Raw genomic sequence first — 15,157 nt, forward strand, 5'->3', positions numbered from 1 at the left:
CCGTGCCGGTTCGATTCCGGCTCCGGGCACCATCCTCTTTTCTCAAAGCTACCGTGTCCTCTGTGGGTCGATAGTTTTCGATGTCTGGCCTGGTCGTTCTACCTGGGTGGTCACCGTTTTCTGCTTGTTTCTCTTGCTTCTTTTGCGATGCAGTTTCGTGCACCATGGAACACAAAGAACAAGTTGGGTTTGAATACTAACAATTGGCTGTCTAATCTTTCTAGCCAAGAAATGTCTAACTTCCTGCCTCGTATATCTAGTGGTCTGAGTCAACAGAGATGCCGCAATTGCTTTATCAGCTTCTTGTGTTGACTTGGATAAACAGTCTTTAACCAAGCTCAGGAGAGCTCTCGTTCTTATGGCTTCACAAAAAAAGCCGACCCATACGATAAACCCACCTGTCTTTATTGGCTCTGCTGTTCTGATCATGCTTTTGGTTGGTTATGCGGCGCTCTTCCCGGCTCAGTCTGAAGTCCAGTTTAGCGCCATCCAAAATAGCATCATGGCCAATGCCAGCTGGTTCTATATTGCAGCTGTGGCAGTGATTCTGATTGGGGTGGTGTGTATTGGTCTGTCCCGTTATGGGGATATCAAGTTAGGGCCGGATCATTCAGAACCGGACTTCAGTTTTGGTTCCTGGTTTGCCATGTTGTTCTCAGCCGGTATGGGCGTTGGCCTGATGTTCTTTGGTGTCGGCGAGCCGGTTATGCACTTTCTTGCCCCCCCTGTTGGCAGCCCTGGCAGTATAGATGCTGCGAAAGAGGCTATGGGTATCACCTTCTTCCATTGGGGGTTCCACGCCTGGGCCATTTATGCAGTCGTTGCACTGATACTGGCCTATTTTGGCTATCGTCATAACCTGCCGCTTACCTTGCGTTCTGCACTGTACCCGTTGATTGGCGATCGTATTTATGGGGCTGTTGGGCACAGTGTTGATATTTTTGCCATTCTGGGTACGACCTTTGGGGTAGCTACTGCACTGGGTTACGGTGCTCTGCAGGTGAACTCCGGGCTGCATTACCTCTTTGGTATTCCGGTTGATACTGTCGTGCAGGGTATTCTGATTGTTGTTATTACCGGTCTGGCAACGCTGTCTGTTGCCTCTGGTCTGGATAAGGGAATTCGTCGTCTGTCTGAGCTGAACCTGCTGCTGGCTCTTATGCTGATTATCATGGTGGTGGCTCTGGGGCCAACCACGTTGCTGTTTCAGATGTTTGTACAGAATATCGGCGGTTACTTGTCTGAGTTGGTGGATAAAACATTTAACCTTTATGCTTATAAACCTACCGACTGGCTTGGTGGCTGGACGCTGTTTTACTGGGCCTGGTGGCTGTCCTGGTCGCCTTTTGTGGGCATGTTCATTGCCCGTATCTCCCGTGGTCGCACCATTCGTGAGTTTGTTGGTGGCGTACTGTTCGTACCTTCGGCGTTGACCTTCCTGTGGATGACAGTGTTTGGTAACACCTCCATTGACCTGATTATGAATCAGGGAGGCGGTGAGTTAGGGCAGATTGTACAGAGCGATGTCTCTCTGGCGTTGTTTAAGTTTTTGGAGTACTTCCCGTTTAGTAATATTTTGTCTGGTCTGGCGGTAGTTATGGTTGTGGTGTTTTTTGTCACCTCGTCTGATTCCAGTGCCATGGTGATTGACCTGTTGGCTTCAAAAGACGAAGGTACAACACCAGTTTGGCAGCGAGTGTTCTGGTCTTGTCTGATTGGATTGGTTGCGCTGGTGCTGATGCTGGTAGGCGGTTTGAAGGCGCTGCAAAGTGCAACCATTGCTACGGCCCTTCCATTCTCCGTTATTTTGTTGATTTCCGGTTGGGGGTTGCTCAAGGCTCTGGCGGTGGATGCGGCTAAGAGGGAAAGTATGTCTCAGATTACGCTGGCTCCTCGCCTGGGGCAAAAGCACAGCTCCTGGCAGAACCGCTTGTACAATGTCGTGAACTTTCCTGAACGTAAGAGTGTGACTCACTTTATGCGTCAGACTGTTGTTCCCGCCATGGAGGCTGTAGCCAGAGAGCTGCAAGAGCAGGGAGTGCGTGCTTCGGTTGACGTTACAGAGGATGCCAGGGTTGGCGGTAAACCAGCGTTGCAGGTGTCCCACGGTGATGAGCAGGATTTCCTGTACCGCGTTAAGCCTCGTGCCTTCATGCAGCCCAGCTTTGTGGTGGATGATGAAGACGATGATGAGAGTAAGTATTACCGCGCCGAAGTCTTCCTGGGTGAGGGGGGACAGGACTACGACATCATGGGTTGGACCAAAGAGCAGGTGATTGGCGATATTATCGACCAGTACGAGAAACATATGCACTTCCTGCATCGCGTCAGGGACTGATCCTTCAGTTTGTTCTTAAGGAACTGTCTGAAAATAACTTCCGTGTTTCAATACTCTCGAAATCGGGAAGTTATTTTTAGGCAAAGCCTTACCGTGTGTGACAGCCTTTATCTACGGGAAATATTGCCGATGGTGAGGCTGGTAACAGGATTGTTAGTGATCTCCCTGTCTGCCTGTGTATTTTTTTGCATGAATTTAAAAAAATTCCCTTGAAAAGCGATTTCGCTGTCCCCACCTTCGGAATAACAACGATTTATCGCTGTTCCGGCTGAGTCGGGACACTCTTTTTTATAGGGTTTTTGATAAGGAATCCGGGTTTATGACTACCGAAACTCAAAAAGAAACACTGGGCTTTCAGACAGAAGTGAAGCAGTTGCTTCAGCTGATGATTCACTCCCTGTACTCCCACCCTGAAATTTTCCTCCGTGAACTGGTATCCAACGCCAGCGATGCGGCAGACAAACTCCGTTACGAATCTCTGCATGATGCCACACTGCTGGGCAACGATCCTAATCTGGAAATTCGTATCGGCTTTGATGCAGACACCAGGACGGTCACCATCACCGATAACGGTATTGGTATGACCCGTGACGACGTGATCGCTAACCTGGGCACCATCGCCAAGTCCGGCACTGCCGACTTTCTGAAGAGCATGACTGGTGACCAGCAAAAGGACTCCCAGCTGATCGGTCAGTTCGGCGTAGGCTTTTACTCTGCCTTTATCGTGGCCGACAAAGTGCGCGTGGAAACCCTGAAGGCCGGTGAGAAAGAGGCCATTGCGTGGGAATCCGATGGTTCCGGCGAGTTCACTCTGGAGCCTGTTGAAAAAAGCACCCGTGGTACCCGCATTACCTTGTTCCTGAAAGACGAACACAAAGAGTTTGCCAACGGCTGGCAGCTGCGCTCCATTATTCGCAAGTACTCTGACCACATCTCCCTGCCCATTCTTATGGTGAAGGAAGAAGCGCCTTCCGAAGACGAAGACAACAAGGAAGAGAAAGCCCCTGAATGGGAAACTGTGAACACGGCAAAAGCCCTGTGGACCCGCAGCCGCAGCGACATCTCCGAAGATGAGTACAAAGAGTTCTACCATCACATCAGCCACGACTACGGCGATCCGCTGAAGTGGAGCCACAACAGTGTTGAAGGCAAGCTGGAGTACACCAGCCTGTTGTATGTACCTGGCAAGGCACCTTTCGATCTGTATAACCGTGAGATGGATCGTGGCCTGAAACTGTTTGTTCAGCGCGTATTTATCATGGATAAGGCAGAAGAGTTCCTGCCTATGTACCTGCGTTTTATCAAGGGTGTGCTGGACACGAATGATCTGTCCCTGAACGTATCCCGTGAAATCCTGCAGAAAGACCCTCAGGTTGACAGCATGCGCAACGCGCTCACCAAGCGTGTTCTGGATATGCTCACCAAGATGGCCAAGAACGATGCCGAAACCTACCAGACCTTCTGGAATGAGTTTGGTCAGGTTCTGAAAGAAGGCCCGGGTGAAGACTTCTCCAACCGCGAGAAGATTGCCAAACTGTTGCGTTTCTCTTCCACGGAAGAGAGCAAGGACCAACAGGATGTGTCTCTGGAAGCCTACATCGAACGCATGAAGGACGGTCAGGACAAGATTTACTACGTAACTGCTGAAACCTTCAATGCCGCCAAGAGCTCTCCGCACCTGGAAGTGTTCCGCAAGAAGGGTGTCGAAGTGCTGCTGATGTCTGACCGCATCGACGAGTGGCTGATGTCTCATCTGAATGAGTTCGATGGCAAGCAGTTCGAAGATGTCGGACGTGGTGACCTCGACCTGGGCAAGCTGGATTCTGAAGAAGACAAGAAAGCTCAGGAAGATGTTGAGAAAAAGAGTGAAGATCTGGTGAAGCGCATTCAGGATACCCTGAAGGATGACGTTGAGTCTGTGCGTGTCACCCACCGTCTGACTGATTCTCCCGCCTGCCTGGTGGTAGGTGCCAACGATATGGGCGCCCAGATGCGTCGGATGATGGAAGCAGCAGGCCAGGCTGTGCCAGAGTCCAAGCCTATCTTTGAGATCAACCCTGAACATCCCTTGATCACCCGTCTGGATAACGAGCAGGACGAAGACCGTTTTGCCGAGCTGGGCAAGGTTCTGTTTGATCAGGCCCGTCTGGCTGAAGGTGGTCAGCTGGATGATCCCGGTGCTTATGTTCTGCGTCTGAACAAACTGCTGCTGGAGCTGTCTAACAGCTAACCAATAAGCAGACTGTCGGCTTAAGAAAAACCGCCATACCCGAAAGGGGTGGCGGTTTTTTGTCGTCTGCACTTTTATTTGAGTTGTGTCTGCGCGTTGCTTCTCAGAGTTGTCTCCGGTTTACCGATAGCCAAGAGGATAATTTCTCTTTATGGGTCCGGATATGGCTCTCTCACTTCGCCGCATGTTCTCTTCACTACCTTTATTGTGTCTGCTGTCGGCTTCTGCCCAGGCAATGGACGATGAGCTCATTAAAGATGCTTCTGTTGAACAGTTGAAAGCGTTCACTCTTGTGGATGACACTACAGAGGATCTGGACGCCAGTACCTTTGATCATACTCTTGTACAGATGCGCAGCTTCACTTTGGAAGGGAAGCGCTATGTGCGCTATCGCCAGTATTACCAAGGGCTCGAAGTTGTAGGTCGCAGCGTGGTGGGGCACTTCGGAAAAAACGGTGATAGCTGGGATCACGATTCAGCCCGCTTCTTTGGCAAGCTGGCGAAGAATTTGAAATTGCCGGTTTACAGTGAGTTTCTCACTGATAGTTTCCGTTCTAATATCACCACCTTTGCCCAAGAGGAGTTTCATAACACCATTGGTGTGAATGGCAAGATAACCGGAATCGACAGTCAGCCAGTTGTCTGGATTGACGAGGATGAGCAGGCGAAACTGGCCTATCAGGTCAGCTTTCGTATACAACCGAAAGCTGGCCCGCCTCTGTGGCCCCATTACATAATCGAAGCTGCCGACAATAAGGTGTTGCAGTACTGGAACAATATCCAGGGGCTGTATTCCGATCAGGGCCCGGGGGGCAATGGGAAAACCGGTAAATACCAGTTTGGTGGTGCCAATATGCCTTCATTCTCGGTGAGTAACAGCAATGGTGCTTGCTTGCTGGGAAACTCCCGGGTGAAGGTTGTCTCCCTGAATAATGGGTGGTGGGTGTCCAATAAACCCAAACCTGTGAGCTATACCTGTGGAGAAAATGTTGGCGATATCAGTAATGGTGGCTATGCACCTGCCAATGATGCCTATGTGTTTACCAATCTTGTGGCTTCTATGTTTCAGGGCTGGTACAACCATCCGGTAATGGCTCTGCCTAACGGGCAGGCCAAGCAGTTGACTGTTTTGGTGAATGTGGGGAAGAACTATGAAAATGCGTTTTGGGATGGCACCTATCTGGCTTTCGGTGATGGAAATTTGAGTTATTACCCGCTGGTATCCATTGCCATTGTTTCCCACGAACTCAGCCACGCCTTTACCCAGCAAAATTCCAACCTGATTTATGCCAACCAGTCCGGTGCCCTGAACGAGGCTTTTTCTGATATGGCTGCAGTAGCGGCTGAATATTATCTTAAGTATTACAGCCGCCCGGCTTATGAAACTCTGATTGGCCAGGAAGGAATTGACTGGCGTATTGGGGATCGTATCACCAAAGGCAGCTTTGCTATGCGCTCCATGGATAATCCTTCCACCTATAACTCCGCAGAATGTGAAAATCCTGTATCAGGGTGTGATATCACCTGGGCGCAGATGTATAAAACGTCAGAGCAGATTCCTACCACCAGCCGCCAGAGTTATATCGTACACAAGGGTAGCGGCATTATGAACCGGGCATTCTATTACATCGTGAATGCTCTTAACGGGGATGTACGCAAAGCTTTCGGGCTGATGGTGCGTGCCAACATGCTGTACTGGACATCGACGGCCACTTTCTCTGAAGCTGCCTGTGGAGTGAGTCAGGCCGCACAGGTGGATGGTGTAAGTGCCAGTATTATCAGTGACGCATTTGATAAGGTTGGAGTTACACCAGCCTGTTAAGCAGTCCAGAAATCATGACGTTGTAAAAGGAATTACACAATGAAAGTGAGTGGTTCGGGTGACAGCGCACTTATGCGCTTTATTGATAAGCACCTGCCCAGACTGGGGAAGCTTCTTCATAGGTTAGTAAGGCTGGTTTACCCGGATAAGAAAATCAGGGTTGATCGCTCTATGCCAGCAGGAGCCGGTGTGGAGATTGGCAATTACTCCATCAGTAAGCTGCCGGATCATGAGGTGATTCCCAGAGTGGTGACACGCCAGACCACACCTCCTGCGAGACAGAACTCCACTGCGACACATCAGGAAAGAAAAGAGCCTGGCACGGAAGTTCAGGGAACGGAAGCGGCTAATGAGGCACTGTACAGGGCACTGGAACATCAACGGGATACAGCAGGCAACCTGCTTGTTTCCAGCCGTAAAGAGTTTGAAGGTTTATTTGCGAGCGTTCCGGCCAATACTTTTTCGCAGAAGCAACTTGAACGTTTTCTCACCCATTTTCGCAAAGCACAGTGTTACGAAGAAGAAGCCGGTGTTGTTTTCACCAATGGTATGTTCGGGGCTCTTGTGAACCTTAACCGGCTGAATGAAGACCCTACCCATAACGCTCTTGTCCATGACCCTGAGGTTGCTGCTGTTTATCAAGCGCAAGGGATTGACTTTGTCGTTGAGGCCCGGAAACAGGCTGTTAAGGGCTTGTTTGATACGGCGTGTATCGTCGATAACTTTGACCCGGATAAGACATGGGCAGAAACATTGCAGGCTATGCAGATGCAGCCTGCGGGTACAGGGCTGTATAACTACAGCAATATGTGCTTTATGAACAGCTCCCTGCAGGCTCTGACCACTCTGTGGGAAAGCTCCGGAGTGCTGAATGAGATTCGGGCAGGTATTCCCGTTGGTGTCTTTATCAATATTCTGGACCAGCTCACTTATGTTCCACAAAGAGCTGACTACCCCGGCCCCAAAGACGCTTCCAGAGAAGCCATCAATGACTGGCTTGCCGCTGCAACCAATGAACGTGCTCAGGATATTCGTGATCGTGCAATGCAAATGGCAGGCAATCCTCAAAGGGCGATTGCAGAGGATAACCCCCGGGGAATGGCTGACAGGCTCAGGGCGTACCAAAAAGTGTCAGGGGCTTTTGTCCGGTTGGCCGACGCTCTCGATGGGCGGTCCGGTGGTGGTACCCCCGTTCATAGCCAGAAAGCGTTTTTACAGGCCCTGCTGGAGTACGGGATCATTATGGATAATACCGGGGTCAAAGGTGTGCTTATGCCCCGAAGAGGCAATGAGTCTGAAAAGCCTTTACCAGGCCATAAACTGCTGCTGGCCCGTATTAGTCAGCAGGACCCGGAAGAGTTTCTTTCCCGCATTTCAGAAGTCTTTGGTGTTGAGCACCGGCTTGATTGCACTGTGAGAAACGTGGATCGCAAGCAGCTTATACATAACGGGGTAGTGAAAGACACGGCGGTTCTTATTCATAACTCCAAACAGCCTCTGATCAGCATGTCGGCGAAAGGTCAGCAGACCCTGCAAGGATGTATCAACGCCTTCCAAAAGGGGGAAGTGGTGAATGATTATAAATGGCCTGTAGAGCGATTGCCTGGCACGGGATTAACAGAGAGGGAAGCAGAAGAGGCTGAAAAGGTCAGACAAGTCGGCTTCGTTCCCAGTGGTCACACCGCCCCCAAACAACTTGTGCTGCAGACAAAAATCTTTGAGTATGACGATAACGGGCAGAAGAAGTACCTGAAACAGGAAGGACAGGATATTCTGACGAACTTTCAACGGACCGTTGAAATTCCTCTGTACCCCAGAGGCGATGGAGAGCCGGAGTATGTGTCTTATCGGGTGAAAGCCATTGTTTGCCATGCGGGGGATTCTCTGGATTCCGGTCATTATATGACGTTGAAGTTCCGTGGTGAGGGGGAGGAGGATGTAGTCTTCTGTGACGATGATCTGGTGGCCTCACCAGAAGATTACGCCAGAGTCCGCAGTTATCAAAGTTCAGGCAACTGGAGAGAGCTGTGTGCCCAAAGAGGGCTTTGTGGTTACGTGTATGTGATGGAGAAGGAGCACTGATTGTGCCCCTTCTTTGTGTTTGGCTGGGTCAATAATTAACCGTCGTAACGATCAAACACCAGACACGCATTGGTGCCACCAAAGCCAAAACTGTTGGACATAATTCGATTCAGCTTCATTTGCTTAGGCTCACCAATCACAACAGGCAGCCCTTCTGCCTTATCATCCAGAGTGTCGATGTTGGCAGAGGCGACAACAAAGTCATTCTCCATCATCAGCAGGCAGTAAATAGCCTCATGAACACCAGCGGCACCCAGAGAGTGACCACTGAGAGATTTGGTAGAGCTGATCAACGGACAATCGTTACCGAATGTCTCGTGGATCGCACCCAGTTCGGCCACATCACCAACAGGAGTAGAAGTACCGTGGGTGTTGATGTAATCGATAGGGCCGTCGAGGGTGCTCATGGCCTGCTGCATACAGCGGATTGCGCCCTCACCGGATGGAGCCACCATGTCGTAACCGTCGGAGGTTGCACCGTAGCCGGTGACTTCACCGTAGATTTTTGCACCACGGGCCAGAGCGTGTTCCAGTTCTTCCAGAACCAGAATGCCACCACCGCCTGCGATCACGAAACCGTCACGGTTGGCATCATAGGCACGGGACGCTTTCTCTGGGGTTTCGTTGTACTTGCTGGACAGTGCGCCCATGGCGTCGAACATAGCGGTCTGGGACCAGTGCTCTTCTTCACCGCCACCGGCAAATACGATGTCCTGCTTGCCCAGCTGAATCTGTTCGACTGCGTTACCAATACAGTGGGCACTGGTGGCACAGGCTGAGGTGATGGAGTAGTTCACACCCTTGATCTTGAAAGGGGTCGCCAGACAGGCAGACACCGTGTTACCCATGGTTCGGGTGACACGGTAGGGTCCAATGCGCTTTACGCCTTTTTCCCGGAGAATATCGGTGCTCTCGACGATGTTGGCTGTGGACGCGCCACCAGAGGCCGCAATCAGGCCGGTACGCGGGCTGGACACCAGCTCTTCAGGCAGGCCGGCATCGGCAATGGCCTGCTTCATGGCAATAAAGGTGTAAGCGGCCGCATCGCCCATAAAGCGCATTTGCTTACGGTCGATGTGCTCGGCGAAGTCGATATCGACAGAGCCGGACACATGGCTGCGGAAACCCTGCTCTGCGTAGGATTCGTTGAAGCGGATGCCGGAGCGGCCTTCCTTCAGGGAAGCGGCCACGGTTTCGGCGTCGTTACCCAGGCAGGAAGTGATGCCCAGGCCGGTAACAACAACGCGTTTCATAGACTCAGAACCTTAATCAGCTAATCAAAAATTGTCTGTGCGCGTAAACAGACCTACACGGAGGTCCTTCGCGGTATAGATTTCACGGCCGTCTACGGAGACGACACCATCAGCAATGCCCATCACCAGCTTGCGAGAGATAACACGCTTGATGTGGAGGTGGTAGGTCACCTTTTTGCTGGTGGGGAGAATCTGGCCGGTAAACTTCACTTCACCACAGCCAAGGGCGCGGCCGCGGCCGGGGTTACCCAGCCAGCCCAGGTGGAAGCCTACCAGTTGCCACATAGCGTCCAGACCAAGGCAACCTGGCATGACAGGGTCACCTTCAAAGTGGCATTGGAAAAACCAGAGGTCGGGGTTGATATCCAGTTCGGCAATAATCTCACCTTTCCCGTATTCACCACCTTCGGTGCTGATATGACTGATACGATCCATCATCAGCATATTGGGCAGGGGGAGCTGGGCGTTGCCAGGGCCAAACAGATCGCCCTTGCCACATGCCAGCAGTTCTTCACGACTGAAGCTGTGTTTGTTCATCATTCCTTCCGGTTGGTTGCTCTCTGGCAGAGGACGCCAGAATCAGCAACCTTGCTACCTTCTGACAGTGTGATAACTGCCTTTGAATCTCGAAGAGTTCGCTGGACTATATCACCGGCTGTTGACGGGTTTAATGGCAATTCGTGCCCTGTAACAACACTCCGACTCAAAGTCACCGAGCAGTTACATAAACACCAAATTATTGCGATGGCGGCAAGAATATCACATCGTGGCAAAGATTCCGCGTTTTGTACGCACGTTCACTGATAATCTCAGTAGAAGAGTGTGAAAATCTTGCGGTATTTCAGCGAAAAGACGATATCAAGGTGAGCGTGCTGGTGTATTATCGTCCTAACCTCAGCAGTGGTGGATAGACAGTTAGGCATGACCAGCTCCGATACCGCACACAGTCTCACGATGAAGAGTTCAGCAATTACCGTCCTTGGTGGTGGCAGCTTTGGTACGGCATTGGCGGATATTGCAGCCCGTAAGGGCCATACCGTTCGCCAGTGGATGCGCTCTGAAGAACAGGCGGCTCAGATGAACCGCACTCATGTTAATCAACGTTATCTGCCGGAGTATCCGGTGAGTGAAAAAATTCTGGCCCTGTCCGATCTGGACCGGGCCGTAGAAAACGCTGACGTTATATTCGTCGCCATTCCCAGTAAAGCCTTTCGCAGTGTCGTAACCCGCCTCAAAGGCAAGGTGGGCAATGCTCTGGTGGTTTCAACAACCAAGGGTGTGGAAGCCGGTACTTTTGCTCTGATGACGGAGATCCTCCACGAAGAAATCCCCGGTGCCCGAATCGGTGTGCTGAGTGGGCCGAATCTTGCCAAGGAGATTATGGCCCGTCATATCACCGCGACAGTGATTGCCAGTGAGGACGAGAACCTCTGTCAGGCGGTTCAGGATATTCTTCACTGTGACTACTTCCGGGTGTATTCCAACTACGACCGTTATGGCGTGGAGCTGGGGGGCGCCCTGAAAAATATTTATGCCATTGTCGCGGGGCTGGCCACGGCTCTGGGGATGGGGGATAACACTCGCAGTATGCTGATTACCCGTGGTCTCGCAGAGATGAGCCGCTTTGCTGTGAAGATGGGGGCGAACCCGATGACCTTTCTTGGCCTGGCGGGTGTTGGTGATTTGATTGTGACCTGTGAGTCTAAACTCAGCCGTAACTTCCGTGTAGGTTATGCGCTGGGGGAGGGCAAATCTCTTAAGGACGCGGAAGCTGAACTGGGGCAGGTTGCTGAAGGCATTAACACGCTGGCGCTGGTGCGTGACAAAGCGCTGGAGTTAGGGGTTTATATGCCTATTGTGGACGGCCTGTATGCCATTATCATGGAAGGCAAGGATATCAAGCAGGTAACCAGTACTATGATGATGCGTGAGCAGAAAACGGACGTTGAGTTTTCTGTTAAGGCCGAAAAACCCTTATAAATCAAAGGACTGTCATGCAGTCCTGATTTCTTGGGGCACGTGTGGGGCATTATTTCGGTGCCCCATACCGGAAAGGGAGTCCCAGATTCTGAGGGCTGCCACATCATCTTCTGATTCCATCCAACGGCCATAAATCTTAACCAGCATGGAATAATCGGCATGCCCCATCTGCTTGGCTATGAATGCAATGTTGCCGTGGGCAGTTAGGTTCCAGCATGCAAATGTGTGCCGTAGCTGGTAGATGTTCCTGTACCTTACCCCTGTTTTTTTCATGAGGCTCCGCCAGTTAACAGAGAGATCTTTCGGTTGCCGCCATGGGCTTCCGGTTCGGATTCTATTCTGACTGATGCGAAAGACTGGCCTGACAGAGTCCATATAAAAATCCCTTCCTACCGTTGAGACTTTTATATCTTCACGGGGAAACGCTCCTGTAACAGAGAGGTGTTTTTTCAGTGCAGCCAGTGCTGGTGGTTGGAGGATCACTTTTCTATCCTCGCCAGTCTTGGTTCCCTTAAACTTTTTACCCTGAATGATCGCCCGCCTTACGTGCAATCGGTTGTTCTCAAAGTCCACGTCTTCCCATGCCAGAGCGCAAAGCTCTTGTGTTCTCAGACCTGTGTATGCACCCAGTGTGATAAATGTTTTTAGTTCTGGCCGCACAGCGGGAGAGTCTATAAGCCTGTTGTACTCTTCCAGAGAGAATGGATCCGGGTGTTTCTTAGATCGTTTTACCTTTTGGCACTCTTGTGACAGCTGTCTCTCTGTGTAATGTGACGATTCACAGAACTCCAGCAAACCCTTCAGGACTGACAACCGGTCATTCGTTGTTGACGGCGCTACGGTCTCGAATGAGTGTGTTCTGAACATTTTAATGTCAGTCGCAGTAAGAGAGGCTATGATTGTTTTTGGTCCAAAAAAGGAACCGATAGCATCAAGCGCGAGACCTTTTGTAGAGCGTGTTTGTATCCCCCAGTCGGCTTTTTTGATTTCCTTGTACTCTTTCGCAGCTTCATCAAATGTAACGCTTTTCAGTTTGTCGGTGATAATGCCGAGTCGCTGGGCTGTTTTACTATCAGGGAAGTGAGAGCTGTAGTTGAATATGCCAACGGCTATATCATGAAGGATTGAAGCCCTGAGTCCACTTGCATACTTTATGTTCGACTTGGTGATGGGGAGTGCCAGGCGTTCCCGACACCGCACCCCCCTGTACTTGAATGTTATACGGAGTGATTTTCCGTGAACTTCAACACCAGGTGTATTTGCAACGAGTTCGTCTATGTCTGAGGTCTTGACTCGGCCCACTTATTAAACTCCTCTATATTGATCAGCCTGTTCCCATCCGGGGCCTTACGCCAGACAACACCCTGAGCCCAGTCGCCTCTGTCTATTTTGTTCTGAATAGCTTTTTCAGAATATCCAGTTTCTTGGGACAATTTTTGGGGTCTAACCCATGCTACGCTGGCCATCTCCAAAACTCTCCATTCGTCTACCTTGATTCTTGATAGCCGCATAAGTTCGTATTTTTTGCTTATGCGGCCTTACTCCGTATAAGAACGTGTTATGCGTATTTTTCGCAGTGTTCTTCGTAAGCCTCAATTTCTAATTCAGCATCAGCGTTTCGATCAAATAAAATCTCTCGACCAACGCCGCCGATGAATGCAAATTTCACAACGAATTTGTTTTCTTCTTTGTATTTACGTGCATGTGTGACATTTGTGGGGTTTATCCGAGTCCCGTCAGCGCATCTGTAAAGTTTCATGTTTATCTCCAGTTATCAGTTCAACGCATAACAACCGCTTTGTGTGGTAGTCCTTGCATGTCAACGATATTGGTGTCTTATGTGCTTTTCGGCTCTGGCGCGATATTCATCCAAAATCGGGGAGCATCTTTCCATGGCTCGCCGAATGACTCCCTGTCAGTCCAGAAGGGATTACCGTTTTCATCTTCTTTTAAATACGCAACACATTTAAATCTTCCATATGAAACTAAAACCTCGACTAACTTTTCTGGGAGTTTGTCATTTACTGAAATCCAATCAGCCTCTTTCATTCTTTAATCCTTTTAAATCGTGCATCGCACATAACAACCACATGGGCAGGACGCAGCGTGCTGCGCCCGTCATTAGCAAACGGTTACATGGCCTTAGCCAGTTCCTTGTTCTCGTAGATATTTCCAACCACTTCGATTTGTTCACACCATAAGTAATCCCAGTCGCCAAGCCATACGCCGAGCGGGTGAACTTTTACTTCCCCTATCTCGCTTTCACGTCTCTTTTCACCGGGTTCGCCTTCCACTACACAAAAACGAACTATGTCGCCTTCGTAGATTTCGACATCATTAGCGTCTGTCAGTCCGGTGTACTGCATCAATGGATAATCTGGGTTTCCGATCAGGCGATGCAGGTTCTGCTTTTCCTGAATTTCTTTCCAGCTTGCCATTTGCTGGGCGCGTTTTACCCAGGCCCTGTATTTGATTTCTCGCATCTTATTCGTCCTGTTCTGAGTAAAGGCCACGTAACAACTCAATGGTCAGGACGCACTACGTGCGCCCGTCATTAGTCAACGGTTATCTGCCTAAAAGAGTGTCTATGCGTTCCATGAATAGCCTATGGCTATCTGGCGCGGATTCATCACAATCCATTTCGTACTGCTTAAACCGTGACCGAGCTTCAGCCAGAGCAAACTTTAACTGCATGTTGTCAGCATCAAGCCTTATTCGCTTTTCTTTATTTTCTTGCAGCTTGATAAGCGCACAATCAATATCAGCCCAAATCTTTTTACCTCGGTCATCACACATTGCCCGACTCGATCCGAGTTCAGACTGGTAGCATTTCAGTAATTCTTTAGTGTCCATTCGTCTTGTCCTGTTCCTACCGGCAGATAACGACTCAATGGTCAGGACTGCCTTCGGCAGCCCGTCATTAGTCAACGGTTACACGGCTTCCCGAAACTCTCTGTGCATAATGCTGTTGCTGGCAATTGATGTGTGGGAGCCCGTATCCAGATAATCAGCTGCTTCCTTGATTAACGCCTTCAGCTTTTTTATCTCTGCGTTAAAGGCTGCTTGCTCGCAGTAATGCTGACAGGGAGCAGCACGTTCTGTTGAAATCCTGGTATTCCATCGCTTAACTAATACTTCTTTATCGCAGTAATCAAAACCGCCTCTACAAACAGAACAATCAACTCTGGGACGGCCTAACGGGTCTTGCATGCAGTTTTCTATAAGCTGAGCAGCGCCCCCACAAAACGGGCAGGGCTTTAATTCGTCTTCCATATTCTTATTCATACTTTTTCCTTATCCTCTGGAATTGTGGCCAACTTTGTTCTGAGTTTTATCGCTTCCCGGTGGATTGTTTCTTTTTTAGTTTTCAGTGTTTCAATTTCTTGTTGGAGTGATTCAACTTCGTACTCCATTTCTGATATATGCCTTTTAAGCATCTGTTTAATATCCAG

14 protein-coding genes are annotated in these 15,157 nt (G+C 50.1%); 5 read left to right on the top strand and 9 right to left on the bottom strand.

Features of this window, described 5'->3' with window-relative positions; genetic code table 11:
• The first annotated feature begins 358 nt into the window (after window positions 1-358).
• The 4 genes from E1189_RS07365 to E1189_RS07380 all read left to right on the top strand — a co-directional run bounded on the left by E1189_RS07365 (window position 359) and on the right by E1189_RS07380 (window position 8,472).
• Window positions 359-2,338 (top strand): BCCT family transporter, encoded by a 1,980-nt coding sequence (locus tag E1189_RS07365; RefSeq protein WP_155159389.1) that lies wholly within the window; start codon window positions 359-361, stop codon window positions 2,336-2,338.
• A gap of 319 nt (window positions 2,339-2,657) precedes the next feature.
• Window positions 2,658-4,568, top strand: a complete 1,911-nt coding sequence (gene htpG / locus E1189_RS07370) for a molecular chaperone HtpG (RefSeq protein ID WP_155159390.1) — start codon at window positions 2,658-2,660, stop codon at window positions 4,566-4,568.
• A gap of 163 nt (window positions 4,569-4,731) precedes the next feature.
• Window positions 4,732-6,390 carry a M4 family metallopeptidase gene (locus E1189_RS07375; RefSeq protein WP_196221290.1) on the top strand — a complete coding sequence of 553 codons (1,659 nt, stop codon included), beginning with the start codon at window positions 4,732-4,734 and terminating at the stop codon, window positions 6,388-6,390.
• A gap of 39 nt (window positions 6,391-6,429) precedes the next feature.
• Window positions 6,430-8,472 (top strand): ubiquitin carboxyl-terminal hydrolase, encoded by a 2,043-nt coding sequence (locus E1189_RS07380; protein WP_155159392.1) that lies wholly within the window; start codon window positions 6,430-6,432, stop codon window positions 8,470-8,472.
• A gap of 35 nt (window positions 8,473-8,507) precedes the next feature.
• Here E1189_RS07380 and fabB read toward each other — a convergent pair whose 3' ends face one another.
• Both fabB and fabA read right to left on the bottom strand, forming a co-directional pair.
• Complete coding sequence (fabB, locus tag E1189_RS07385; RefSeq protein WP_155159393.1) at window positions 8,508-9,725, bottom strand: beta-ketoacyl-ACP synthase I; 1,218 nt, start codon at window positions 9,723-9,725, stop codon at window positions 8,508-8,510.
• A gap of 24 nt (window positions 9,726-9,749) precedes the next feature.
• Window positions 9,750-10,265 carry a 3-hydroxyacyl-[acyl-carrier-protein] dehydratase FabA gene (gene fabA, locus E1189_RS07390; RefSeq protein ID WP_155159394.1) on the bottom strand — a complete coding sequence of 172 codons (516 nt, stop codon included), beginning with the start codon at window positions 10,263-10,265 and terminating at the stop codon, window positions 9,750-9,752.
• A 381-nt stretch (window positions 10,266-10,646) separates the two neighbouring features.
• On the opposite strand from fabA, the gene E1189_RS07395 reads away from it, so the two are divergent.
• Entirely contained in the window at window positions 10,647-11,705 is a 1,059-nt protein-coding gene (locus E1189_RS07395; protein WP_230460246.1) for an NAD(P)H-dependent glycerol-3-phosphate dehydrogenase, read from the top strand.
• 12 nt (window positions 11,706-11,717) lie between these two features.
• Here E1189_RS07395 and E1189_RS07400 read toward each other — a convergent pair whose 3' ends face one another.
• From E1189_RS07400 to E1189_RS07425, 7 genes are all read right to left on the bottom strand, one after another.
• On the bottom strand, window positions 11,718-13,007 hold the full coding sequence (locus E1189_RS07400; protein WP_155159395.1) for a site-specific integrase: 1,290 nt from the start codon (window positions 13,005-13,007) through the stop codon (window positions 11,718-11,720).
• On the bottom strand, window positions 12,980-13,216 hold the full coding sequence (gene xisR / locus E1189_RS26420) for an excisionase family protein (RefSeq protein ID WP_490352974.1): 237 nt from the start codon (window positions 13,214-13,216) through the stop codon (window positions 12,980-12,982). The genes E1189_RS07400 and xisR overlap by 28 nt, the downstream gene beginning before the upstream one ends.
• 47 nt (window positions 13,217-13,263) lie before the next feature.
• Window positions 13,264-13,464, bottom strand: coding sequence for a hypothetical protein (locus E1189_RS07405; RefSeq protein WP_155159396.1), 201 nt, complete (start codon window positions 13,462-13,464; stop codon window positions 13,264-13,266).
• A gap of 77 nt (window positions 13,465-13,541) precedes the next feature.
• On the bottom strand, window positions 13,542-13,754 hold the full coding sequence (locus tag E1189_RS07410; protein ID WP_155159397.1) for a DUF551 domain-containing protein: 213 nt from the start codon (window positions 13,752-13,754) through the stop codon (window positions 13,542-13,544).
• A gap of 83 nt (window positions 13,755-13,837) precedes the next feature.
• Window positions 13,838-14,188, bottom strand: coding sequence for a YopX family protein (locus tag E1189_RS07415; protein WP_155159398.1), 351 nt, complete (start codon window positions 14,186-14,188; stop codon window positions 13,838-13,840).
• Between the two features lie 82 nt (window positions 14,189-14,270).
• On the bottom strand, window positions 14,271-14,558 hold the full coding sequence (locus E1189_RS07420; RefSeq protein WP_155159399.1) for a hypothetical protein: 288 nt from the start codon (window positions 14,556-14,558) through the stop codon (window positions 14,271-14,273).
• A gap of 78 nt (window positions 14,559-14,636) precedes the next feature.
• Entirely contained in the window at window positions 14,637-14,990 is a 354-nt protein-coding gene (locus E1189_RS07425; RefSeq protein ID WP_155159400.1) for a Lar family restriction alleviation protein, read from the bottom strand.
• Window positions 14,991-15,157: the final 167 nt, after the last annotated feature.

Source organism: Parendozoicomonas verongulae (genome assembly GCF_009711465.1).
Lineage (GTDB): Bacteria > Pseudomonadota > Gammaproteobacteria > Pseudomonadales > Endozoicomonadaceae > Sansalvadorimonas > Sansalvadorimonas verongulae.